The sequence below is a fragment of the Nonomuraea recticatena genome, assembly GCF_039533245.1.
In the GTDB taxonomy this organism is placed as follows: Bacteria; Actinomycetota; Actinomycetes; order Streptosporangiales; family Streptosporangiaceae; genus Nonomuraea; species Nonomuraea roseola.
In genome coordinates this window covers 52928-75910 of the sequence record NZ_BAAATE010000029.1, presented here as the reverse complement: position 1 = coordinate 75910, position 22983 = coordinate 52928, and the positions used below count along the sequence as shown (strand labels likewise).

The 22983-nt window shown below is 69.6% G+C and carries 24 protein-coding genes; 14 read left to right on the top strand and 10 right to left on the bottom strand.

Annotated elements, in window-relative coordinates; genetic code table 11:
* Positions 1 to 26: 26 nt before the first annotated feature.
* Positions 27 to 641 carry a membrane protein YczE gene (gene yczE, locus ABFX50_RS38285; protein WP_346153580.1) on the bottom strand — a complete coding sequence of 205 codons (615 nt, stop codon included), beginning with the start codon at positions 639 to 641 and terminating at the stop codon, positions 27 to 29.
* 101 nt (positions 642 to 742) lie between these two features.
* On the opposite strand from yczE, the gene yczR reads away from it, so the two are divergent.
* The 4 genes from yczR (at position 743) to ABFX50_RS38265 (ending at position 4895) form a co-directional block, all read left to right on the top strand.
* Positions 743 to 2191: a MocR-like transcription factor YczR gene (yczR, locus tag ABFX50_RS38280; protein WP_346153578.1), complete on the top strand. Its 1449-nt coding sequence runs from the start codon at positions 743 to 745 to the stop codon at positions 2189 to 2191.
* A gap of 195 nt (positions 2192 to 2386) precedes the next feature.
* Complete coding sequence (locus ABFX50_RS38275) at positions 2387 to 3331, top strand: ABC transporter ATP-binding protein (RefSeq protein WP_346153576.1); 945 nt, start codon at positions 2387 to 2389, stop codon at positions 3329 to 3331.
* Positions 3331 to 4089, top strand: coding sequence for an ABC transporter permease (locus tag ABFX50_RS38270; RefSeq protein WP_346153575.1), 759 nt, complete (start codon positions 3331 to 3333; stop codon positions 4087 to 4089). The genes ABFX50_RS38275 and ABFX50_RS38270 overlap by 1 nt, the downstream gene beginning before the upstream one ends.
* A gap of 2 nt (positions 4090 to 4091) precedes the next feature.
* On the top strand, positions 4092 to 4895 hold the full coding sequence (locus ABFX50_RS38265) for an ABC transporter permease (RefSeq protein WP_346117674.1): 804 nt from the start codon (positions 4092 to 4094) through the stop codon (positions 4893 to 4895).
* Here the strand turns inward: ABFX50_RS38265 and ABFX50_RS38260 are convergent.
* Together ABFX50_RS38260 and ABFX50_RS38255 are read right to left on the bottom strand one after the other, a co-directional pair.
* Positions 4874 to 5191 (bottom strand): DUF952 domain-containing protein, encoded by a 318-nt coding sequence (locus ABFX50_RS38260; RefSeq protein ID WP_183643651.1) that lies wholly within the window; start codon positions 5189 to 5191, stop codon positions 4874 to 4876. The genes ABFX50_RS38265 and ABFX50_RS38260 overlap by 22 nt on opposite strands.
* Positions 5192 to 5245: 54 nt before the next feature.
* Entirely contained in the window at positions 5246 to 6274 is a 1029-nt protein-coding gene (locus tag ABFX50_RS38255) for an aminotransferase class V-fold PLP-dependent enzyme (protein WP_346153572.1), read from the bottom strand.
* Positions 6275 to 6342: 68 nt separating this feature from the next.
* On the opposite strand from ABFX50_RS38255, the gene ABFX50_RS38250 reads away from it, so the two are divergent.
* Entirely contained in the window at positions 6343 to 6906 is a 564-nt protein-coding gene (locus ABFX50_RS38250; RefSeq protein ID WP_346153570.1) for a GNAT family N-acetyltransferase, read from the top strand.
* On the opposite strand, the gene ABFX50_RS38245 is transcribed toward ABFX50_RS38250, so the two are convergent.
* Together ABFX50_RS38245 and ABFX50_RS38240 are read right to left on the bottom strand one after the other, a co-directional pair.
* Entirely contained in the window at positions 6890 to 7546 is a 657-nt protein-coding gene (locus ABFX50_RS38245; RefSeq protein ID WP_346153568.1) for an NAD(P)-dependent oxidoreductase, read from the bottom strand. The genes ABFX50_RS38250 and ABFX50_RS38245 overlap by 17 nt on opposite strands.
* A gap of 3 nt (positions 7547 to 7549) precedes the next feature.
* Positions 7550 to 8770, bottom strand: a complete 1221-nt coding sequence (locus ABFX50_RS38240) for an MFS transporter (RefSeq protein WP_346153566.1) — start codon at positions 8768 to 8770, stop codon at positions 7550 to 7552.
* Positions 8771 to 8849: 79 nt separating this feature from the next.
* Here ABFX50_RS38240 and ABFX50_RS38235 point away from each other — a divergent pair, with 79 nt between their 5' ends.
* The gene (locus ABFX50_RS38235; protein ID WP_346153564.1) at positions 8850 to 9734 is read left to right on the top strand and encodes a LysR family transcriptional regulator; all 885 of its coding nucleotides are present in this window, start codon (positions 8850 to 8852) and stop codon (positions 9732 to 9734) included.
* A gap of 36 nt (positions 9735 to 9770) precedes the next feature.
* On the opposite strand, the gene ABFX50_RS38230 is transcribed toward ABFX50_RS38235, so the two are convergent.
* Positions 9771 to 10514, bottom strand: coding sequence for an SDR family oxidoreductase (locus ABFX50_RS38230; RefSeq protein ID WP_346153562.1), 744 nt, complete (start codon positions 10512 to 10514; stop codon positions 9771 to 9773).
* Between the two features lie 80 nt (positions 10515 to 10594).
* Between ABFX50_RS38230 and ABFX50_RS38225 the strand changes: the two genes are divergently transcribed.
* Positions 10595 to 11068, top strand: a complete 474-nt coding sequence (locus ABFX50_RS38225; protein ID WP_346153560.1) for an RrF2 family transcriptional regulator — start codon at positions 10595 to 10597, stop codon at positions 11066 to 11068.
* Positions 11069 to 11135: 67 nt separating this feature from the next.
* Here the strand turns inward: ABFX50_RS38225 and ABFX50_RS38220 are convergent, their stop codons facing one another.
* Positions 11136 to 11711 (bottom strand): DoxX family protein, encoded by a 576-nt coding sequence (locus tag ABFX50_RS38220; RefSeq protein ID WP_346153558.1) that lies wholly within the window; start codon positions 11709 to 11711, stop codon positions 11136 to 11138.
* A gap of 314 nt (positions 11712 to 12025) precedes the next feature.
* Here ABFX50_RS38220 and ABFX50_RS38215 point away from each other — a divergent pair, with 314 nt between their 5' ends.
* Entirely contained in the window at positions 12026 to 12739 is a 714-nt protein-coding gene (locus ABFX50_RS38215) for a C39 family peptidase (protein WP_346153556.1), read from the top strand.
* Between the two features lie 493 nt (positions 12740 to 13232).
* On the opposite strand, the gene ABFX50_RS38210 is transcribed toward ABFX50_RS38215, so the two are convergent.
* Positions 13233 to 13400: a hypothetical protein gene (locus ABFX50_RS38210; protein WP_346153555.1), complete on the bottom strand. Its 168-nt coding sequence runs from the start codon at positions 13398 to 13400 to the stop codon at positions 13233 to 13235.
* A gap of 105 nt (positions 13401 to 13505) precedes the next feature.
* Here ABFX50_RS38210 and ABFX50_RS38205 point away from each other — a divergent pair, with 105 nt between their 5' ends.
* The 3 genes from ABFX50_RS38205 (at position 13506) to ABFX50_RS38195 (ending at position 16562) form a co-directional block, all read left to right on the top strand.
* On the top strand, positions 13506 to 15020 hold the full coding sequence (locus ABFX50_RS38205) for a serine hydrolase domain-containing protein (protein WP_346153553.1): 1515 nt from the start codon (positions 13506 to 13508) through the stop codon (positions 15018 to 15020).
* Between the two features lie 96 nt (positions 15021 to 15116).
* Positions 15117 to 15902, top strand: a complete 786-nt coding sequence (locus ABFX50_RS38200) for a MerR family transcriptional regulator (RefSeq protein ID WP_346153551.1) — start codon at positions 15117 to 15119, stop codon at positions 15900 to 15902.
* A gap of 291 nt (positions 15903 to 16193) precedes the next feature.
* The gene (locus ABFX50_RS38195; protein WP_346153549.1) at positions 16194 to 16562 is read left to right on the top strand and encodes a hypothetical protein; all 369 of its coding nucleotides are present in this window, start codon (positions 16194 to 16196) and stop codon (positions 16560 to 16562) included.
* Between the two features lie 531 nt (positions 16563 to 17093).
* Here the strand turns inward: ABFX50_RS38195 and ABFX50_RS38190 are convergent.
* Positions 17094 to 17912 carry a S1 family peptidase gene (locus ABFX50_RS38190; RefSeq protein ID WP_346153547.1) on the bottom strand — a complete coding sequence of 273 codons (819 nt, stop codon included), beginning with the start codon at positions 17910 to 17912 and terminating at the stop codon, positions 17094 to 17096.
* A gap of 321 nt (positions 17913 to 18233) precedes the next feature.
* On the bottom strand, positions 18234 to 19190 hold the full coding sequence (locus tag ABFX50_RS38185; RefSeq protein ID WP_346153545.1) for a helix-turn-helix transcriptional regulator: 957 nt from the start codon (positions 19188 to 19190) through the stop codon (positions 18234 to 18236).
* Between the two features lie 89 nt (positions 19191 to 19279).
* On the opposite strand from ABFX50_RS38185, the gene ABFX50_RS38180 reads away from it, so the two are divergent.
* The 3 genes from ABFX50_RS38180 to ABFX50_RS38170 all read left to right on the top strand — a co-directional run bounded on the left by ABFX50_RS38180 (position 19280) and on the right by ABFX50_RS38170 (position 22983).
* Complete coding sequence (locus tag ABFX50_RS38180; RefSeq protein WP_346153543.1) at positions 19280 to 20143, top strand: SDR family oxidoreductase; 864 nt, start codon at positions 19280 to 19282, stop codon at positions 20141 to 20143.
* A gap of 80 nt (positions 20144 to 20223) precedes the next feature.
* The gene (locus ABFX50_RS38175) at positions 20224 to 21795 is read left to right on the top strand and encodes an MFS transporter (RefSeq protein WP_346153542.1); all 1572 of its coding nucleotides are present in this window, start codon (positions 20224 to 20226) and stop codon (positions 21793 to 21795) included.
* Between the two features lie 78 nt (positions 21796 to 21873).
* A complete protein-coding gene (locus ABFX50_RS38170) occupies positions 21874 to 22983 on the top strand; it encodes an alkaline phosphatase PhoX (RefSeq protein WP_346153540.1) in 1110 nt (369 codons plus the stop codon).

Genomic DNA, 22983 nt, shown 5'->3' with positions numbered 1-22983 from the left:
CTCGCCTGTGTCCGGTGGGGGCCGGCTCAGGGTGTGCTCGTGTAGGCGAACCTGGGCATGAAGAACTGGGCGATCGGCCCGACCGCGAGTGCGTACAGCACGGTGCCGGCGCCCACGCTGCCGCCGAGGAGCCAGCCGGCGGCGAGCACGGTGATCTCGATGAGGGTGCGGACCAGCCGGATGGAGCGTCCGGTCGCGGCGGAGGCGCCGGTCATGAGGCCGTCTCTGGGGCCTGGTCCGAGGCGGGCGCCGACGTAGATGGCGACGGACAGTCCGTTGAGGAGCACTCCCCCGGTCAGCAGGGCGATGCGTGCGGGCAGTTCGAGGTCTTCTGGGATGAGCGCGAGGCCGAGGTCGGCTGAGTAGGCCAGGACGATGATGTTGGCGGCGGTGCCGAGTGTCGGTCGCTGTTTGAGTGGGATCCACAGCAGCAGGACGAGTGCGCCCAGGACGGCGCTGATCGTGCCGAAGCTGAGGGTGGTGTGGTGGGTCAGGCCTTCGTGCAGGGCGCTCCAGGGGTTGACGCCGAGTGAGGCTCTGACCAGGAGTGAGAGGCTGAGGCCGTACAGGGTGAGGCCGATGAGCAGTTGGGGAAGGCGTCGGAGGGGTCGTTCGCCGAGGGGGACGTAGGTGAGTTCCATGTGGTCGTCTCCGGGGTGTTGTCATGGGGGCTTTCAGGCCATTGGGGGCGAGTCTGTAGGGTGATTGGCCTGGGTGACATGGCCAATTTCAGGAGAGTGGTATGGCCGCTGACCGGATGGTGGGCAGTCGGCAGCTCGCCGCGATGTTGCCGGACCTGGCGGGGGCGAGGCCCGCTTACCGGCATCTGGCTCAGGCGATCAGCGCGCTGATCCTGGACGGGCGGGTCGCGTTGCATGTCAGGCTTCCCGCTGAGCGGGAGCTGGCTGCGGCGTTGGACGTCAGCAGGGCGACTGTCACCGCGGTGTACGACCTGTTGCGTGAGAGTGGTTTCGCGCGGAGCCGTCAGGGTTCGGGGACGTGGACGGCGCTGCCCGAGGGTCGTGCGCCGAGTGGGGTGTCGCGGCTGCTGGGGTCGAGGGACAGCGCGATCGATCTGGCCAGGGCGGCTCCGGCGTTGCCGGGGGCGGTGCTTGCCGATGCGCTGGCGCGGGTCGGTCCTGAGTTGGTGGAGCAGGCGGGCTCCCCCGGTTATCACCCTTATGGTCTGCCGGAGTTGCGTGCGGCGGTGGCGGAGCGTTTCACGTTGCGGGGTCTGGCGACGGTGCCTGAGCAGATTTTGGTGACCTCTGGTGCTCAGCATGCGTTGACGCTGGTGTTGGGGCTGTTGTGTCGTGCGGGTGATCGGGTGGTGGTGGAGAGTCCGTCGTATCCGAATGCGTTGGAGGCGATGCGTCGGGCGCGGTTGCGTGCGGTGTCGGTGCCGGTGGGTGATGGCGGGTGGGATGTGGAGATCGTGGAGTCGACGTTGGGTCAGGTGGTGCCGCAGCTGGCCTATCTGATCCCTGATTTTCACAATCCGACTGGTTGTCTCATGCCGGAGGGTGAGCGGGGTCGGGTTCTGCGTGCGGCTCAGCGCTGTGGGGCGTGGTTGGTGGTGGATGAGACGTTGGCCGAGTTGGCGCTCGATGGTGCCGCGCCGTCGCCTTTCGCCTGTCATGCGCCGTCGGGTGGGGGTGGTCAGGTCATCACGATCGGGTCGATGAGCAAGACGTACTGGGGTGGTCTGCGTATCGGGTGGTTGCGGGCGCCGTCGCAGTTGGTGACGGAGCTGGCGGGTCAGCGGGTGGCCACGGACTTGGGTGGTTCGGTGCTTGATCAGCTTTTGGCGCTGGTTCTGCTGGGGCGGGCCGGGGAGTTGTTGCCTTCGCTTCTGGAGCGGTTGCGGGAGCAGCGTGCCGCTCTGGTGGCGGCGTTGGGTGAGCATGTTCCGCAGTGGTCGTGGCGGGTGCCTGCGGGTGGGCTGTCGTTGTGGGTGGATCTGGGTGAGCCTGTGGCGTCGGCGCTGGCTGAGCGGGCGTTGGACTATGGGGTGCGGATCGAGGGCGGTGCGTACTTCGCGGCTGATCCTGGGGTGTTCGAGCAGCGGTTGCGTATTCCGTACACGGTGTCTGCGGATGTTCTGGGTGAGGCGGTGCGGCGGTTGGCCGCCGCTGTGGCCGATGGGGTTTCGTCGTCGTCGGCCTCTCGGCGGCCGCATTGGGTGGTGTGATCGGCGTTGTTCAGGCGGGCCGGCTCTGGTCGGCTCGCGTGGTGATCGCTGTGGTGGCCGCTGTGGTGGCCGCCGGCCTGGGGCGGGCGACGGGCGGGAGGAGGCGCGCGGGGTGGTGCCACTCCCCCGCGCCGGCCGCTCCTCGGGGGCGGGCCGCGCTTTATTCACTTGCGGGTTTGTCGGTGGGGTTGGTTAGTGTTCGGCCTCGTGGCTGAACATCAACCTCTTATTCACGCGCGCGGGCTGGTCAAGCGCTTCGGTGAGTTCACTGCGGTGGACGGCATCGATCTCGACGTCGAGCCCGGTGAGGCGTTCGGGTTCCTGGGTCCCAACGGTGCGGGCAAGTCGTCGACGATGCGGATGATCTCGTGTGTGTCGATGCCGTCGGCCGGTGAGCTGCGGATCCTGGGGATGGATCCGGTGCGGGAGGGGCCGGCGATCAGGGCTCGGCTGGGGGTGTGCCCGCAGTTGGACAACCTTGATCCTGATCTGACGGTGCGGGAGAACCTGACGACGTATGCCAGGTACTTCGGGCTGTCGCGGGCGCAGGCGCGCGAGCGGGCCGAGGAGATGCTCGACTTCGCGCAGTTGCGTGACAAGGCCTCCTCGAAGGTGGAGCCGCTGTCGGGGGGTATGAAGCGGCGGCTGACGATCGCGAGGGCGATGGTGAACGAGCCGGATCTGGTGCTGTTGGACGAGCCGACGACGGGGCTCGATCCGCAGGCGCGGCACCTGCTGTGGGAGCGGTTGTTCCGGTTGAAGCAGCGTGGGGTGACGTTGGTGTTGACGACGCACTACATGGACGAGGCCGAGCAGTTGTGCGACCGGCTGGTGGTGATGGACGGGGGGCGGATCGTGGCTGAGGGTTCGCCTCGGTCGCTGATCGAGTCGTATGCCTCGCCCGAGGTGGTGGAGTTGCGGTTCGGCGCTGAGCCGTTGGAGGGGTTCGTGGAGCGGCTGTCGGGGGTGGGTGATCGGGTGGATGTGCTGCCTGATCGGATCCTGCTGTATGCCAAGGACGGCGACGACGCGGTGTCGGAGGTGCATCGCAGGGGGTTGGCGCCCTCGAGTGTGCTGGTGCGGCGGGCGTCGCTGGAGGATGTGTTCCTGCACCTGACCGGCCGGACGTTGGTGGACTGATGGCGCATCCCACGGTGGCGGTGCTGGAGCGGCACCTGACGTTGTACAAGCGGTTGTGGCGGGCGTCGTTGTTCTCGTCGTTTCTGCTGCCGTTGTTGTTCCTGGTGAGCATCGGGCTGGGGGTCGGCGGTTACGTGGGCACGGTGGAGGGCGTGTCGTACGTGGAGTGGATCGTGCCGGGGGTGCTGGCTTCGACGGCTTTCCAGATGGCGGTGGGTGAGTGCACCTACAGCGTGCTGGGTGAGTTCAAGTGGACGCGGGGCGCGCACGCGATGTTCGCGACGCGGGTGTCGGCGTGGGACATGGTGCGCGGCTGGATGCTGTACATCGTGTTCAGGGTCGAGGTCGCGGCGGTGGTGTTCCTGGCGGTGGTGGCGGCTTTCGGGGTGTTGGCCTCGCCGTGGGCGGCGGTGACGCTGCTGGTGGTAGGGGTGCTGGCGGTGGCTGTGGCGGCGCCGGTGTCGGCGTTCTCGGCCTCGATCGACCATGACAGCTATTTCGCGTTGCTGTTTCGGTTCGTGATGATCCCTTCGACGTTGTTCGCGGGGGTGTTCTTCCCTGTGGAGCAGTTGCCGGCGTTGGTGCGGCCGTTGGCGTACGCCTCGCCGCTGTGGCATGGGGTGGAGCTGTGCAGGGCGGCGACGTTGGGGGTGGCTCCCCCGTGGTCGGTGTGGGTGCATGTGGGGTATCTGCTGGCCTTCGGGGTGGCTGGGTTGTGGTGGGCGGCGTTCTCCTTCCGTAAGCGACTTCAGGACTGATCATGGTGACGTTGATGGTGGCCCGGCAGGTGTCGGTGGGCCGGGTGGGCGCGGTGGTCGGCCGCAATGTGGGTGCGTTGCGCAGTGGCGCTTCGTACTGGCTGGTGCTGGTGTCGGGGTTCTTCGAGCCGCTGCTGTACCTGTTGTCGATCGGGGTCGGTGTGGGGGCGCTGGTGGGGCGGATTCCGCTGGGTGATGGGCGGGTGGTGTCCTACGCGGTGTTCGTGGCTCCGGCGATGCTGGCGGCGTCGGCGATGAACGGGGCGTTGGCGGAGACGACGTTCAACTTCTTCTTCAAGATGAAGTACGCCAAGACGTTTGAGGCGATCTTGGCGACGCCGGTGCGGCCGATCGAGGTGGCGTTGGGTGAGCTGACGTGGGCGATGGTGCGCAGTTCGTTCTACACGGCGGCGTTCTTGCTGGTGATGGCGGTGATGGGGCTGGCTGAGCCGTGGTGGGCGTTGGCGGCCTTTCCTGCGACGATGCTGGTGGGGGTGGCGTTCGGGGCGGCGGGGATGGCGGTGTCGACGTTCTTGCGGGGGTGGCAGGACTTCGACCTGATGACGGCGGCGCAGTTCTCGTTGTTCCTGTTTTCGGGGACGTTCGCGCCGGTGGGGGGCTATCCCCCGGTGCTGGCGGCGGTGGTGCAGGTGACGCCGCTGTATCACGCGGTGGAGCTGGTGCGGGGGCTGGCGTTGGGCCGGGTGGAGTGGGCGTTGGCAGGGCACGCGCTGTATCTGGTGGTGCTGGCCGGGTTGGGGTTGTGGGTGGCCTCGCGGCGGATTCAGCGGGTGTTGTGTTCGTAGACGGCGCTCACCGAGCTGGTGGGCAGGGGTCCGTAGAGGTGGGGGAAGGCTTCGTGGGCTCCTTCGGGCACTTCGTAGCGGATGTCGAGGCCGGTGGGGTCGATCTCGAGGAGGAGTAGGGGTTCGGTGACGTCGGCGTAGAAGAGTTCGGTGACGGTGCGGGCCTGGGCGCGGGTGGCGCTGCAGTGGATGAAGCCTTCTTGTTCGAGTGTGCGGCCGCGGGTGGAGATGCGGTATTCGCCGGTGTGCTGGGCGGCTTCCCAGTCGGTGGCGTAGGCGATGTGCAGGACGGTCATGTGGGGTGCCTTCGTGGTCGGTCGGTCGGTGTCGGTGGGTCGGCGGGTGGAGTGTCAGGTGAGGGCTTGCAGGGCGAGGTCGACGTCGCTTTCGCTGGTGTAGAGGTGGAAGGAGACGCGTAGTCTGCCTGCCCGTACGGCGGCGCGCACGCCGGCGCGTTCGAGGCGGCGGCCCGTTTCGGCTCCGGTACCGAGCGCGTCGGTGTCGAGGGAGACGATGGCGCTGTCGCCCGGCGGTAGTCCTGCTCCGGCGCGGAAGCGGTTGGCCAGGGCGAGGTTGTGGGCGTGGATGTCGGCGAGGTCGAGTTGGTTGAGCAGTTCGAGGGTGGGGGCGGCGGCGACGTAGGAGAACCAGGCCGGTGACAGGTCGAAGGCTCGGGCGCCGGGGCGGTGGGTGAGCGGCATGCCGTACATGCTGGTGCCGGAGTACCAGTTGGCGGCGGTGGGGCGCATGCGGGCGCGCAGGCGGGGTGACAGGTAGCCGAAGGCGGCGCCGCGTGGGCACATCAGCCATTTGTAGGCGGCGCAGGCCAGGGCGTCGAGGCCGTCGGTGGTGACGGGCAGCCAACCGCAGGCTTGGCTGGCGTCGGCGATGACGAGGGTGTCGTGGGCGCGGGCGGCTTGGATGATGTCGGCGAGCGGGGCTTTGTGGCCGGTGGCCGACTGGATGAGGCTGAAGGCCACGGCGCTGGTGTGCGGGGTGATGGCTTCGGCGAGCTGGTCGGGTGGGGCGGTGTCGACGTGGGCGGCCATGGCCCAGGGGTAGACGTTGCTGGTGAACTCGATGTCGGGTACGAGCACGCGTGAGCCGGGCGGTAGGGCGGTGGCGATCTGGGAGAAGATCTGGGAGGCGGTGGAGCTGAGGGTGATGTCGTCGGCGGGCGCGCCGATGAGGGTGGCGAAGGCGGCGCGGGAGCGGGTGACGGTGGCGTCCCATGGCTGCCAGTCGGTGCTGCCGTGCCGCCATTGGGTGAGGGCGGTGTGCAGGTCGTCGAGGGCGGGGCGGGGTGGCAGGCCGTAGCTGGCGGTGTTGAGCCAGCCGGGGGCGGGTTCCCAGAGTTTTCTGGCCGCGTCGAGGTCCATGCAGGCAGCTTAGGCAGGCGGGGAAAAGGTGTCGCAGGGGCGGGGTGGGGGTTCCTACACTGCGTGTCGTGCTCAAGCCTTCGTTTCCGATTCTGACCGACCGTCTGCTTCTGCGTCCTTTCACCGTCGATGACCTGGAGGCCACTTACTCCTTCGAGCGGCTGCCCGAGGTGGCCAGGTTCCTGTACTGGGAGCCTCGGGATCTGGAGGCCTCTCGGGCCTTTCTCGACAAGCGCGTCACGCGGGTGGCGTTGCAGGAGGAGGGTGATGTGCTGGATCTGGCGGTCACCTTGCGGGAGACGGGGCGGCTGATCGGGCAGGTGCTGTTGATCTGGACCAGTCGTGAGCGTCAGCAGGGCGAGATCGGTTATGTGCTGCATCCCGACTTCCACGGCAGGGGGTATGCGCCGGAGGCGTCGGTGGAGATGCTGCGGCTGGGTTTCGAGGAGCTGGGTCTGCACCGGATCGTGGGCCGTCTCGACGGGCGTAACGCCGCTTCGGCGCGGGTGCTGGAGAAGCTGGGGATGCGCAAGGAGGCGCATCTGGTGGAGAACGAGCGGGTCAAGGGTGAGTGGTGCGATGAGGTGATCTTCGCGATGCTGTCGCGGGAGTGGGTCAGTAGGCGACGGTGAACCTGGTGCGCCGGTGGCGGGGGTGTTCGGCCTCGTCGAGCAGCGCCACGGCCAGGTCCTCCATGGAGATGGCCGAGGTGCCGTCGGCGTCCAGGAGGAGTTCGTCGGCGCCGAGGCGGTAGGTGCCGGTGCGCGTGCCCGGCAGGAGTTGTGCGGCGGGGCTGAGGTAGGTCCAGTCGGCGTCGGAGGCGCGGCAGGCTTGGAGTTGGGCGGCGCAGGCGAGCGCGATGGGGCGGTAGGCGGCGGGTAGGTGGGCGGGGTCGTCCAGCACCATGGTGGCGCCGGAGCCTGGCACGGTGAGGGTGGCGGCGCCGCCGACGAGCAGGATTCTGGTGGCGGCGTGGTGTGCGGCGCTCAGCAGGGTTTGGGTGGCGGTGACGAGGTCGGCTTCGTGTCCTGGGGCGGGGCGGACGGCGGTGATGACGAGGTCGTGGCCGGCGATGAGGCGGGCGGCGTCGGCGGGGTCGCTCGCGTCGCCGACGCCGAGGGTGGCGGCGGTGTCGGGGTGGGCGGCGGTGAGGGCCGGCTGGTGGCGGGAGGGGTCGCGGACGACGGCGGTGACGTGGTGGCCGCGGGAGAGCGCCTCGGCCACGACGCGGCTGCCGACGGCTCCTGCTGCTCCGAAGACGGTGATGCGCATGGGTTACCTGCCTGCGGGGACGAGGGGGCGTGCGGCGTCGGCGGGGGTGGCGGGGGTGCGGGTGGTGAGGCGTTCGAGCGCCCACAGGGCGAGGGTGCCTGCCGAGAGGGTGGCGCCGAGGATGACCACGCCGTTCCAGCCGTGGGCGACCCAGACCAGTGAGGTGAGGGCCGAGCCGATGGCGCCGCCGATGAAGTAGGAGGTCATGTAGGCGGAGTTGATGCGGTTGCGGGCTTCGGGGCGTAGGGCGTAGATGACGTTCTGGTTGCTGTTGAGGACCGCCTGCTGGGCCAGGTCGAGGACGATGACGCCGACCAGGAGCCAGATGAGGGAGCGGGCGCCGGCGGCCAGGGGCAGCCAGGAGGCGAGCATGAGCATGGTGCCGGCGGCGGTGACGGCCTGGACGTGGCCCCGGTCGGCCAGGCGTCCTGCGATGGTGGCGGTGAGGGCGCCGGCGGCGCCGACGAGGCCGAACAGTCCGATGCTGGATTCGCTCCAGCCGTAGGGCTGCTGGACCAGCAGGAAGGTCAGGGCGGTCCACAGGACGCTGAAGGAGCCGAGGGCCAGGGCGCCGATGCCGGCGCGCCAGCGCAGGACGGGCTCCTCGCGCAGCAGGGTGTAGATCGAGCGGAGCAGGGCGGGGTAGCTGAGGCCGGCGCGGGTGTGCAGGCGGGGCAGGTAGACGCGCAGCAGGACGGCCATGAGGAGCATGAGGCCGGCGTTGACCCAGTAGACGGTCCGCCAGCCGCCGAGTTCGGACAGGGCGCCGGCGGCGGTGCGGGCCAGGAGCAGGCCGAGCAGTAGGCCGGTCATGACGGTGCCGACGACTTTGCCGCGTTCGGCGGGGTCGGCGAGTGTGGCGGCGAAGGGCACGATGACCTGGGCGGCGACGGAGGTCAGTGCGGTCAGTACGGTGCCTGCCAGCAGGATGGGGCCGGTGGCTGCGGTGGCGGAGACGAGCAGGAACAGCGCGGTCAGGGCGTAGAGGATGACGGCCAGGCGGCGTCGTTCGACCAGGTCGCCGAGGGGCACCAGGAGGATCAGTCCGAGGGCGTAGCCGCCTTGGGCGGCGGTGACCAGGAGGGCGGCGGCGCCTGTGGTGAGTGCGAGTTCTCTGCTGATGAGGTCGAGCAGGGGTTGGGCGAAGTAGTTGCCGGCGACGGCGAGGCCGGTGGCTGTTGACATGAGCAACAGCAGTCCGCGGGAGAGTGTCCGGTTCGTCATGGTCCTAGCGTGGCGGACCATGGATCGATGAGTCCAACACATGTTTGTCATGTGAACGATCGTGGTTCACGATTGATGGATGGAACTCCAGCAGATGCGGTACGTGGTGGCGGTCGCCGAGACGAGCAACTTCACCAGGGCGGCCGAGCGGTGCATGGTGGTGCAGTCGGCGCTCAGCCATCAGATCGCCAGGCTGGAGCGCGAGCTGGGCGCCAGGCTGTTCGAACGCACCAGCAGGCGGGTGCGGCTGACGCCCGAGGGTGAGGCGTTCCTGCCCGCGGCGCGCCAGGCGCTGGAGGCGGCCGAGCGGGCGCGGGCGGAGGTGGCGGCGGCCGCGGGCGAGATCCGCGGCCGGTTGGCGCTGGGGGCGATCCCGACGGTGGCCGCCGTCGACCTGCCGCGGGCGTTGAAGGACTTCCATGCCCGTCACTCGCAGGTGAAGGTGACGCTGCGGGTGGGCGCCAGCGAGGAGCTGACCGAGCGGGTCCGGCAGGGCGACATGGACGTGGCCTTCCTCGGCCTGCCGCTGGGGATGTCGCCGAAGGGGGTGCGCAGCCGCGAGCTGGCCAGGGGGGAGCTGGTGGCGGTGGTGCCGGCCGGGCATCGGCTGGCCGGCGAGGTGGCGGTGGACCTGCGCAGGCTGGCGCAGGAGGTGTTCGTCGACTTCCCCGAGGGGACGGCGGGGCGGGCGCAGTCGGATGAGGCGTTCGCGGCGGCGGGGTTGACGAGGGAGGTGGCCTTCGAGGTGACGGCCGCCGACTTCATGGCGCGGCTGATCCGTCAGGGGCTGGGCATCGCGATGCTGCCCGCGGCGTTCGTGGGTGAGACGACGGAGCTGCGGATGCTGCGGGTGATGGACGCGCCCGCGCGGATGGAGCATCTGATCTGGAGCCTGCACCGCCCCTCCCCCGCCGCCGCGGCCTTCCTGGCCGGTCTGACCGGCGGCCGGCCCGACACGGGCTGACGGCTGAGGCTCGAGGAGGTCGTCTCGTCCGGCGCTCTATCGCTGTTGCGCGAGCCACTGGTCGAAGGTGGTCGGCGTGATGCGGGCGCCCTCGCCGGGCAGCAGCACGTTGCCTGCCATCTCCGGGCCGAACGTCGTCGACCACGTCGGCACGAGTTTCACCGTACGGCCGAGCGCCTGGTGGGTGCGCCGGGCCATGTCCACCAGGTCCTGCGGTTCGGGCCCTGCGATGTCGGCGTGACGCCCCCGCGGCTCCCCCGCCGCGACCTCGGCCAGGACCTCGGCCACGTCCGCGGGCGCGATCGGCTGCACCAGCAGCGGTGCGATGGTGGCGACGCCGTCCTGCTCGCTCCAGCCGGCCACCATCGCGGCGAAGTCGTGGAACTGCGTGGCCGGGACGATCGTCCACGGCACCGGTCCCGCGCTCACGAGGCGCTCCTGCTCCCGCTTGCCGGCGTAGTGCGCGTTGCCTTCGATGCGGTCGACCCCGGCGATGGAGAGCAGCACGTGGTGCCGGACTCCGGCCCGCTCCTCGGCGGCGAGCAGGTTGCGCGTGGTGGTGCCGAAGTAGGCCACCGTCTCCTGTCGGTCGGTCGCGGGCCCGTTGGTGGCGTCGACGACGGCCTCGACGCCTGTCAGTGCGTCCTCGAGTCCTGCGCCGGTCGACAGGTCCACGCCGAGCGAGCGGCTGATGCGCGTGACGTGGTGGCCGTCCCTTTCCAGGGCGGCGACGGTGAGGGCTCCGATGTTCCCGGTGGCGCCGGCGACGGCGATCCGCATGACGTTCTCCCTTGTCTCGTTACGACACGGAGGCTATCAAGGACTAAAAAGGTCCGCAATGTCTGCGATAGACTCGGGCCGTGAAGCTGCCTGTGAGCACGGAATGGGTCCTGCACTGCGCCACGTCGCTGGCACAGCTCGATCCGGGAGCGACTGCGTCGACGACACAGCTCGCGCAGTACTACGACCTTCCGGCGCCCTATCTGGCCAAGCAGCTGCAGGCGCTCGTCCGGGCCGGCCTGCTGGCCGCCACCACCGGGCCGCGAGGCGGATTCCGGCTCGCGCGCTCCGCCTCCGAGATCACGCTCCTGCAGATCGTCGAGGCCGTCGCCGGCACGTCCTCACCGTATGAGTGCCGCGAGATCCGCCAGCAGGGACGGGGAGCGCTGCCGGCCGAGGAGTGCCGACGCACCTGCGTCCTGGCAGAGAAGATGGCCGAAGCCCACCAGGCGTGGCGCAGCAGCCTGGCCGGGGTGACCCTCGCCGACATCCTGGCCACACTGCCCCCGTCCGCACCATCCCGCACCCGGCAGCGCCTGACTGGAACGACGTAGAGCGCAGCGCCTGGATGATGGCGTTTGGAGCCCCCGGGGGGTCGGCGGAAGGCGGCAGGCGACGTGGTCAGAATTGGACGTTGGTCATCGTGTACCACGTCGGTACGAATACCAGCAGGGTCAGTGCGCCGAGGACCGCGAACGACTGGAGTGCGCGTGAGGTGGTGAGGATCGCGGGTGCGATGGGCCTCAGCTTCCATCGTCCGACCGCGATGAACGCCGCGACGCCTCCCAGCAAGAGATTCGCGGGCACCAGTGCGTATTCGCCGCGCACGATATGGAAAACAGCCGCGAGGATCATCGTCAGCGTCAGGCCGGCGGCGGCGAGCGGCGTGAGCTTCGGTTTGACTCCCGTCATCGCCGGCAGGATCATGCCGACGCCGCCGAGTACCTCACAGATCCCGATGAAGACGATCAGGGACTGCGGCACCGCGGCGTACCAGGCCACGGCCCGGGGCGCTGCCGCATACAGAGCTCCGTCGTAGAGCAGCACCTTGCCGAAACCGCTGCCGGCGAAGAAGAAGCCGAACAACACCTGAAGAGACCACAGCGCGCCGTTGAGCGTGAACCTCTTTCCGCGCGCCTTGGGCTGCTGCTCCATGTCCTTAACGCCGAGTACGTTCTCGCTGAGGTGACGGTTCATGTCCTGCCACTACCTTTCTCATCGGGTTGACCGGGGAACTCGCTGGTTCTGTTCGTTCCTTCGTCAGCACGTGGTCGGTACGTGGTGACAGGACTCATCTGACCACCCAGCGCGGTCCGGCGCGCCGTCCGTGGGACACGGTGGGACACGCGAGACGCGGTCTAGCTGCGGAAACAAGAATCTGTACCGTGCACGTGGGCTGGGACGGTGCGGGCGGTACGGGTATCGGGGTCAGACAAGACGGTAAAGCGGATCATGTAAAGTCCGGCCAAGATCGTTCACCAGTGTCCCAACTCCCCTGGAGATCTCCCCCCGTGAAGAAGCTTTCAGCATGTACCGCACTGAGTGCCGTCCTGGTCTCAGCTTTCGTCGCCCTCCAGCCAGGCAGCGCGCAGGCCGCCCCAGCCGCCGTCAGTACCCAGCTCCGGGTGAGCAGTGCCATCGCGCAGGCGACCTTGCCCGCCGGGTCCACGTCACCGGCCCGGGCCAAACTCCCGATCAAGGGGGTCTTCCAGGCCACGGACTACTGGTGCGCCCCGGCAGCGGCTGAGATCTCTCTCCGCACGCTCGGCATCAAGGTCGGCCAGGCCACCTTGGCCAAGAAGATGCGCACCACCAAGGACGGCACGTCCGCCGAAGACATGCTGCGGGTGCTGAACGCATATTCCAAGAAGACCGGATACGTCTATGCGCCCGCATGGGACGTGTACAACGCCAAGCGTCTGGGCGAGCGGGTCGCCTACAGCGTCGGCGTTCTCCGCAAGGCCGTTCCGATCCAGCTCTTCATCGACCGGCTCCCCTGGTACAGGGGCGTCGACTTCGGCGCGACGGACGTCGGTCACTTCGTCGTCGCCTACGGCTATGACAAGGAAGCAAAGACCATCCTTGTCTGGGATCCCAATCCCTTCGCCGGTGGAGGCGGCAAGTACACCATCACCTTGGCACAGCTCGCCAAGGCCACCGAGTCGACCGAAAGAAACGAGTCTGGTCACCGCTACTGGGGCATGCTCCAGCCCGTCAGAAAGTGAGAGTGCGACAGATCTGTTCCTGATCTCGCTCCAAACCATAAGAGGTCGCGCGGATAGGTCACGGGCGCCGGGCGGGCCGTATGTCCCGTCGGTGGCCGCTCATGCCTTGCGAATCAGGCGCGGGATCGCGATGACCGCATGGGCGAGCGCTACCCACGCGGTCTGCACCACCGCGCCGCGATCCGTGACGATCGCCGCGGAGTGTCCTCGTCGCTACGGCACAAGCCGCGCACGAAGCAGCAGACATGTCGCCGATGTCGCCGGAGCTGACGGCAGTATGATCCCTGACGTCACTCCGCCGCTCGGCACCCAGCTCTTGTCCCCTGTCACGTCCGGCCGACCCAGCGTCATCGGACCAGATACTGCCTCCTCCTACTCCGCCGATCCGGGGGCTGCGGCGCGATTGATCGTTGATCGAGGCCGCTTGTCCACGGCGTGGATCGCTCTCCGCCCGGATGAGCAGCCGGTATCGCCGAGCCATACGGATCCGGCCCTACGTGGGCGGCTGGTTGGGATCGAGTCGGAGGCGCGCGGCTTCTTCGGCAGCGAGCTCCTTGTGGTCGGTGTCCGTGTCGGCGGCCCGCTCGCGCGCGCCTCCTACGGAAGCGTCGATCCGCGCCTCGTCGGCCAGGCCGGCTCCCGACGCTGTCCCCACCCTCATGATGTGAGCTAGATCACCGTTGAGGTTGACCTTGGGTCAGGGTGGAAGCTCGGCGCAGCGGCACCAAGCCGACAGGACACAACAGATTCGACGGAGTGAACCACCATGTCCCTCACCCTTTCCGACCAGGACAAGAGCACCCTGCGGACCGCCGCGTACGGCGCCGTGTCGTTGATGGCCGCCGCCACCGGCTCGCCCCACAAAGCCGCCACGAATGCCACCATCGCCCTGACATCGGCGACAGGTCTGGTCGGGCACGTGCTCGCCGCGAAGGCCAGGGACATCGACCTGGAGGGCAAGACCGTCGCCGTACTCGCCGACCGGGTACTGCCGGCCCTGACCGCAGCCGTGAAGCTGCTCGGCAAGCAGGCTCCGGCAGAAGCCGACAACTTCCGCAGTACCATCCTCCTCGCCGTCGAATCAGCCCAGGCCCACCTGGACCAGCCCAGCACCACGGCCGAGATGGCCCGCAAGATCACCGCCGCCCTCGACGCCGGCGGGGTGGCCGCTGCCGGGCGGGCTCGCCCGGGGCTGGAGAAGGCCATCGAGGAGATCGTCGATTCCGGCTTCGTCGGGGTGTCGGTGCGCGTGCACGATGAGCGGGGCGAGTGGGTGGGCAGCGCCGGGACGGCCGAGCTGGGTGGGTCCGCGAAGCCGCCGACGAACGGGCATGTCCGGATCGGCAGCAACACCAAGACCTTCATCGCGACCCTGGTGCTGCAACTGGTGGCCGAGGGCAAGGTCGGGCTGGACAGCCCGGCGGCGGACTACCTGCCCGAGTTCGGGCTGGACGAGCGGATCACGGTGCGGATGCTGCTGCAGCACACCAGCGGGGTGTTCAACTTCAGCGGCGAGGTCTACGACGACGGGACGGTCGCGCCGGGGATCGCCATCCCCTACGGCACGACGGGCAAGGAGTGGATGGACAACCGGTTCAAGACCTACCGGCCGCAGGAGCTGGTGGAGCTGGCGTTGTCCAAGCCGGCGCGGTTCGAGCCGGGGGCGGGCTGGAGCTATTCCAACACCAACTACGTGCTGGCCAGGCTGCTGATCGAGAAGGTCACCGGCCGTTCGGTCGCCGAGGAGATGCAGCGGCTGATCCTGGGGCCGCTGGCCCTGTCGGGCACGGTGGTGCCGGACGGTCCGGAGATCCCCGGCCCGTACGCCCACGCCTACTACCGGTATGAGGACGGCGGCGAGCAGAAGACGGTCGACATCACCCGCCAGAACCCGTCCTGGATCTCCAGCGGCGGTGACATGATCTCGACCACCCAGGACCTGCACACGTTCATCTCCGCGCTGCTGGGCGGCAAGCTCCTGCCGGCCCCGCTGCTGGCCGAGATGTGCGCCCCGCACCCGACGGGCATCCCGGACATGGACTACGGGCTGGGAGTGTTCGTGGTGAACACCGACGGCGGCGGCACCGTCATCTGCCACAACGGCGCCGCGGTGGGCCACGCGGCGCTGATGTACAGCACACCCGACGGCGGCAAGACCCTGATCGCCGCGCTGAACTGCGTGGACGACGCCGACCTGTCCATCGCAGCGGCGTTCCAGAACGCCCGGCGAAGGCTCGTCAACGAGGTGTTCTGCGGTGCTCCGGCTCGGCCGAAGGACTGAGCACCTGTGACCCGTACGCCTCGAGGGCTAACCCTTCCGGTCGTGCGGCGGTGGTGTGCGTAGTCGCCGAACTTGAGCACAAGGCAGGCTGAGCAGATGACAAACGGAGTCACGATCGGGCAGGCGGCGGCGTTCGTCGGCGTCACGGTGAAGACGGTGCGGCATTACCACAAGCTCGGCCTGGTGAAGGAGCCGGAACGCGACAGCTCCGGCTACCGGCGGTACGGGTCGGCCGACCTGCTGCGGCTGGTGCAGATCCGGACGCTGGCCGCCGCCGGGGTGCCGCTGGCCGAGATCGGCCCCCTGCTCGACGCCGACGCCGCGCTGTTCGCCGCCGCGCTCGCCGACGTCGAGCGGCAGCTCACCGAACGGATCGAGGAGTTGACCGCGCGGCGTGACACGCTGCACCGGCTCGCCGATGGTGACCGGGCTCTGCTGCCCGACCGCGCTGTGGCGCTGCTGGAGCGGATGCCCGACCTCGGATTCCCCGCCGACGAGGTGGCGGCCACCAGGGAAGGCTGGGTGCTGGCCAGGGCACTGGTCCCAGAGGGCTTCGACGACTACCTCACCCATTTCGAGCACGCCCTCGAAGACACCGCGCTCGTCGCCTTGGCCAGGCGCGCGGCCGAAGCCGCGACCTGGGAACCGGACGACCCTCGCATCGCCGAGCTGGCCACCGCCGCGGCCGACCACTACCTCGCCGACTCCGCGCTGCTGAAGACCGTGACCGGCATGCAAGCCCGCACCGAGGCCGCGACCCGGTACAGGCTGATCGCCCACCACGGCGAGGAGCAGACGCCGGCCGCGGCGCGGCTGGCCGCGCTTTTCGAGGCCAGGCTCCGCGCCGCCGGCGTCCGTATCCCCAGACCGGACTCCCACTGACCGCGCCGCTTTTCAGCTGCTGAGCAACGTCATCACGACCAGGGGCTGCGGTTTGCTTCTCAATACAGGCCTCCGTTCGAAACGGACACGATCCTGACAGGGCGTTGTGGGCGCCAGAAGGTGCACTTTCTGCACGAATCGTGCATAGTGCTGCACGACTCTCACAACGAGGAGGCCGCGTGCGTCTCACCGCGCCGCAGGAGCGTCTCTATCTGGACCTCCTGCAAGGTTCATACCGGTCGGACCCGGCGGATGAGACGCTCCACGAGCTCCAGGCGCTGGGGTACGTGGATGAAGACCTCGTGGCGGTCCCGCCCGCCCGTGGCGATGGACCGGCTCATCCGGCAGCGGCTGGAGGAGACCTCGCATGAGCTTCACCGGCTGAACTCGCTCTGGGGGCTGCTGGCCCACCCCCAGGCAGGCGTGGCCGAGTCCATGGAGCGCATCGAAGGCGTCGACGCCGTCAACCGACGCATCCAAGCCTTCCGCGCCAGGTCGACGGTGCAGACCCTGAAGACCGCGCCGAAAGCCGGCAGGGGGGTCGCCGAGGGTGGCGACGATGCCCGGATGGCGGATCGTCATCGCCCCTGCCGCGTAGTCGTCAGGGTCGATCCGGACGAAGGCCACCGTGCCGTCAAGGATGACCATGCTCCGCGGTGACACCTCGACGATCCGGTGCAGGTCGCCGAGAGCATGCTGCGCGCGTGCGTAGGCAAACTGCTCGGGGGCGGTCAGGGTCGCGGCCGGGATGACAGTCCGGCTGCGCAGGCCGCGCGCGAGCCTCGCCCGGAACTCGCTGATCTCCTCGGGGGTGTCCCGAGGAAGGGAAGACCGCCGATCTGCTGTCCGGAGCCCGCCGCGCGGAGCTGGTCCTGCGGATCCATCGTCCCGGCCGACGCATCACCGAGTACGACCTCAACGACCGGACAGATCCAGGCGACTGCCCGCGCATCGACCGGTCGGGTATCCCCCTGGACGAGCCGCTGGAATCACCGCTCCTGCCGGGACGCCCCGCTCGAGCGGGCGAGCGCCTCGGCCCTCGCCGCTCCGGACAGCGGTACCACCTGCTTCTTCACCGACAGGCATGTTCGCCCGCGCCTCGCCTGCGCATGCGAGGAGTGCGAGGTCTCGCGCTTCTCGCTCTCCAAACCGGACGTGCCCGGTCCGTCACCTGGCCTGCGGGGCCGCGGCTCAGCTGTTCGCGCGGATGGTCTTGTTGATCCATTCGCTGTAGGCGGGCACGTTGGTGTAGAGGCCGGGACCCTGCTCGCAGGAGGGGCTCTTGGCGCCGGGGCCGGAGGTGACGCCGATCAGCTCCCAGCGGCCGCCGCGACCGCGCTGGATCTGGGGGCCGCCGGAGTCGCCGTTGCAGGCCATGGCCTTGGGCTTCTGGCTGACCGTGCACAGGCGGGTGTCGTCGGCGAAGCCGGGGCCGCACTCGGACGGCGCGCCGCGGCGGGTGTCGAGCTGGCGCAGTTTCTCGGCCATCTTCCAGTCAGCCGGGTTGGCGCTGAACGTGGTGATGCCGAAGCCGAGGATCCGGGTCGGCGTGCCGGGCCTGCCCGCCCGGTCGGCGATCTTGATGGGCTTGATGCTGACCGGGCGGTCGAGGCGGACCAGCGCGATGTCGTTCTTGTTCGGCGCATTCTGGACGTAGTTCGGGTGCAGGAACGCCTGCGCGATCTTGCGGACGGCGCCGCCGGACTTGCGCTCGTCGCTGCCGATGCGCACCGTCCCCTTCGGGATCGAGCCGATCTCCATGTCGAGGCAGTGCGCCGCGGTCACGACCCACTGCGGGTTGATCAGGGCCGCGCCGCAGTTGCCGTCCGTGAGGCCCATGAGAGGGGCCGTGGTCGGGATGGTCGCCATGAAGGGGTAGGGCTCGGTGGGCTTGGAGCCGTTGATGATCGCTCCGGCGCTCCCGGCGGTGACTGCGAGGCAGGCCGCGCCGGCCAGCGCGACGACGGCGGAGCGGGAGACGATACGGCGCAACGAGGTGGTGCCAGACACGGGTGAAGCCCCTTCATCGGTTGTTTGTGACGTTATGAAGCTATGTGTCCGGCTTTGTCGGGGTAATCATGCCAACAGGCCAACGCGGGGTAGGGGTAACCCCACCCGACCAGGGCGGATGTGCCCAACGACGCGCGACCCGCACGAGTCGGCCCTCGCACCCTGGCCGGGCCGGGCGGGTGCATGGCCGAGCGTCCCGGAGCGCGCCCGGGCGGCTGGACCTGCTGGTCAACAACGCCGACGGCATCGCCGCCTCGTCGCGCTGAAGGCATCAGCCGGCCTGGCAACGACGCAGCGGAACCGCCAGAGGGACGTGAGCTGCTAGGCGGTGCCTGCGCGCAGGAAGAGCCCGCCCAGGTCGCGCAGGTGGTGGCGGAACTCGGGGGGATGGATGACGTCGAATCGCGCGCCCACCGCGGCGAGGATGAGCACCGGCCAGTCGAAGGCGTCCACCTGCAGGCGCAGACGGCAGGAGTGGTCGTCGACGGGCTCCACCTGGCCGCCGGTGACGGCGACGACCTGCTCGACCTCGCCGGCCGGGGCGTGGAGGAGGACGGTGATGTCGTGCCGGGTAGGGCGGGAGCCGAGCCGTTCGGCGACGAAGGCGGCGGCGTCGGCGGCGGGCAGGTCGCGCGGGCGGAAGCGGGCTGCGGTGGCGGCCGGGTCGGTGAGGCGGTCGAGGCGGAAGACACGCCAGTCCGCGCGGTCGAGGTCCCAGGCGACCAGATACCAACGCCGCTTGAGCGAGACAAGACGGTGCGGCTCGACCAGCCGGGTGGTCGGCTCGCCGGACGGGGTGGCATAGGTGAAGGTGAGCCGTTCGTCATCGCGGCACGCCTGGGCGATCACGGTGAGCGTGGCGGCGTCGACCTGCGGGCCGTCCGCCGGGGCGGTGACCGTGTAGGCCCGCAGGGCATCCACGCGGCGGCGCAGGCGGGCAGGCATCACCTGCACGACCTTGGTCAGGGCGCGCAGCGAGGTCTCCTCCATGCCTTCGACGGTGCCACCTGCGGCGGTGCGCAGGCTGACCGCGATGGCGACGGCCTCCTCGTCGTCGAGCAGCAGAGGCGGCATCGCCGTACCGGATCGCAGCTGGTAGCCGCCGGCGACGCCGCGGCTGGCGTGGACCGGGTAACCCAGCTCGCGCAGCCGGTCGATGTCGCGGCGCAGAGTGCGCTCGCTCACGGCGAGCCGGTCGGCCAGTTCCACGCCGGGCCAGTAGCGGTGGGTTTGCAGCAGGGACAGCAATCGCAGCATGCGGGAACTCGTGTTCGCCATGCGCCCAGATTCCCTCACATTCCGGCCAGGAAGTGACCGGAATCAACTCTAGCGTTGCCTTCGTGAACGACACGGCGGAAGGAACGCACATGAAGATCTTGGTTACTGGGGCGACGGGAATCGTCGGCCGCCACGTGGTGGACCAGCTGGTGCGGGCGGGTGTGAGCGTACGGGCGCTGACCCGCAACCCCGCGGCGGCCCAGCTGCCGCCGCAGGTGGAGGTCGTCGAGGGCGACCTGACCGCGCCGGCCGGCATGGCCGGCGCGCTGGAGGGCGTGGAACGGATGTACCTGTTCTCGGTGGCCGACAGCGCGCGCGAGGTCGTCACGCTGGCGAGGCAGGCGGGGGTAGGGCGCATCGTGGTGTTGTCGGCGGCGTCGGTGACCGCGGGCCTGCACACCAACCCGGTGGAGCAGGCGGTCGAGGAGTCCGGACTGGAGTGGACGCACGTGCGGCCGTGCGGGTTCATGACGAACATGCTGCAGATCTGGGCGCCGTCCATCCGGGCGGAGCGGGTGGTGCGCTATCCCTTCGCCGACGAGCCGATGAACCTGATCCACGAGGCCGACATCGCCGCCGTCGCGGTGGCCGCGCTGCTGGAGGACGGTCACCACGGCAGGGCCTACACCCTGACGGGTCCCGGCCTGGTCACCGTGCGCGAGCAGGTCGCGGCCATCGCCGAGGCGCTCGGCGAACCCGTCCGCTATGAGGAGGTCAGCCGCGAGCGTGCCCGTGAGCTGATGAAGGCCCAGGGAGGGTTCGCCGCCGAGTCGGCCGACCTCATGCTGGGCTTCGTCGAGTACGGGGGCGAGGCAGCCGGCGGCGCCGACGGCTACGTCGAGCAGGACTGGTCGGCGCTGATGCGGGTCTGGCCGGACGTGGAGCAGGTCACCGGCCGCGCCCCGCGCGGCTACGCCGAATGGGCCCGCGACCACCTCGCCGACTTCCGCTGACCGTCACCGACCTGCCTGGGCGTCCTCTTCCCGCCTCGGACGGGACGCCCCCTCCTCCGCACAGTATGGGAACCCCTTTGATGACCGACTTCCTGACACCGCCTGCGACGCCCTCGGCCGCTCCCGCGCCCTACCGCCGGCGGTGGCCGGCTCTGGCGGTGATCCTCGCCGGCTCGGTGATGGAAATGCTGGACTCCACCGTCACCAGCATCGCCGGCCCTACCATCCGGGCCGAACTCGGCGGCGGCACCTCCCTGATCCAATGGCTGGGGGTGGCCTACGCCCTGGCCATGACCGCCGGCCTGCTGGTCGGCGGCAGGCTGGGCGACATCGCCGGTCGAAAGCGCATGTTCCTCATCGGTGCCGGCGGCTTCGTGGCCGGCTCCCTGCTGTGCGCGATCGCGACCGGGCCGGAGACGGCGATCGCCGCTCGGGCGATGCAGGGCCTGTTCGGGGCCTGCATGATCCCGCAGGGGCTCGGCATGCTGAAGGAGATGTTCCCGCCCAGGGAACTGCAGGCGGCCTTCGGTGCGATGGGCCCGGTCATGGGGCTGTCGGCGGTGGGCGGCCCGACCCTGGCGGGGTGGCTGGTCGACGCCGACCTTCTTGGCACCGGCTGGCGCATGATCTTCCTGATCAACCTGCCCATCGGCTTGGCGCTCCTCATCGCCGCGATCGCGTTCCTGCCCCCCGGCCGTCCGGCCCCAGGAGTCCGGCTCGACCTGCCCGGCGCGCTCCTCGCCTCCTGCGGAGCACTGCTGCTGGTCTTCCCGCTGGTACAGGGCCGCGAGTACGGCTGGCCGGCCTGGACCTTCGCGATGATGGCGGCCTCCGTCGCGGTGTTCACCGCCTTCGGATGGCACGAGGTGCGCAAGAGCCGCAGCGGCGGCGACCCCCTGATCATGCCCAGTCTGTTCCGCAAGCGAGCCTTCCTCGGCGGCATGGCCACCGGGACGATCTACTTCGCCGCCTTCTCCGGGTTCGGCCTGGTCTTCAACCTGCACCTCCAGCTCGGCCTCGGCTTCAGCCCGCTGCGGGCCGCCGTGGCGGGCATACCCCTGTCCGTCGGCATGGGCGTCGGCATGGGCGTGGTCCAGGCAGTCATGCGTCATGGCCGGAAGGTCTTGCACGCCGGAGCCGTGACGATGACCGCCGGCGTCCTGGGCCTGGTGCCGGCGCTGGACTCGCAGGCCGGATTCTGGCAGCTCGCTCCGGCGCTGCTCATCACCGGGATCGGAGCCGGGCTGATCATGGGACCCTACTTCGACATCGTGCTGGCCGGTGTCGACCCGCACGAGACCGGCTCCGCCTCCGGCACCCTCACCACCCTGCAGCAGGTCGGCGGCGCACTGGGAACAGCCGTCCTCGGGACCGTGTTCTTCAGCGGGCTCAGCGAAGGCCCCGCCGCGATCTCCGACGCGCTCTGGACTGTCGCCGCGATGATCGCGCTGACCTTCCTGGCCGGCTTCCTTCTGCCCAGACACGTCCGCCAGGGGGGAACCCGCCTCCTGACAGATCGCCGAGGCCGGATGCGCCGCACTTCCGACAGATTCTGGTTGATCTGCGCAAACCCGAGCCGCGCAGGGGTGGGTCAGCGGCGTCCCCCGCCAGGGTCGGAGGGACGCCCTGCCCGCGACATCATGCCTTTGTGACGGGTCACAGGAATGGCCGCCCCGGTTTGCCGCCTGGCCCAATTCACAGATGCGCGAGCCCCCCTCAGGGTGTGTGCCATGCAGCGACGTGCCTTCCTCCTGACCGTGTCCGCCGCCGCCTTGTCCGGCTCCCTCTGGCAGGAGGCCGCCATGGCCGCCGCCGGCGCGAGCCCGTACGGCCCGCTCGGCCCCGCCGACGCCAACGGCGTCGCCCTGCCGTCCGGCTTCACCAGCAGGATCGTCGCCAGGTCGGGCCGGCCGGTCGGCGGCCTGCTGTGGCACCCCGCGCCCGACGGGGGCGCCTGCTTCCCCGACGGCACCGGCTGGATCTACGTCTCCAACTCCGAGATCCCGCTCGCCGGCGGCGCCTCGGCGATCAGGTTCGCCGCCGACGGCTCGATCACGCGGGCCTACCGCATCCTCAGCGGCACCAACCTCAACTGCGCCGGAGGCGCCACCCCGTGGGGCACCTGGCTGTCGTGCGAGGAGATCTTCCGCGGCAAGGTCTACGAGACCGACCCGTACGGCGCCCGCCCCGCGCAGCCGCGCAACGCGATGGGCAGGTTCAAGCACGAGGCCGCCGCCTGCGACCCCGACCATCGCGTCGTCTACCTCACCGAGGACGAGCAGGACGGCTGCTTCTACCGCTTCCGCCCCACGACCTGGGGCGAGCTGTCGAGCGGCCGCCTCGAGGTGCTGTGCGAGGGACCGGTCTGGCGTGAAGTCCCCGACCCGACGCCGGGCGTGCTGCAGCGGCAGACCCGCCACCAGGTGAGCCAGGCGCTGCACTTCGACGGCGGCGAGGGCTGCCACTACGCGGGCGGCGTCTGCTACTTCACCGCCAAGGGAGATCGCAAGGTCTGGGCCTACGACGCGCGGACGGGCACACTGGGTTCGATCTACGGCGGCGGCGGCACGCTCGACGGCGTCGACAACATCACCGGCACCCGCGCGGGCGACCTCTACGTGGCCGAGGACGGCGGAAACATGGAGATCAACATCATCACGCCCGACGGCGTCGTCGCGCCCGTGCTCCGCCTCGACGGCCACAGCAGATCGGAGATCACCGGCCCCGCCTTCTCCCCCGACGGCTTCCGCCTGTACTTCTCCTCCCAACGCGGCACCAGCGGCGAGACGGCGGGCACGGGCGGCATCACCTACGAGGTCACCGGCCCCTTCCGCCGCTAA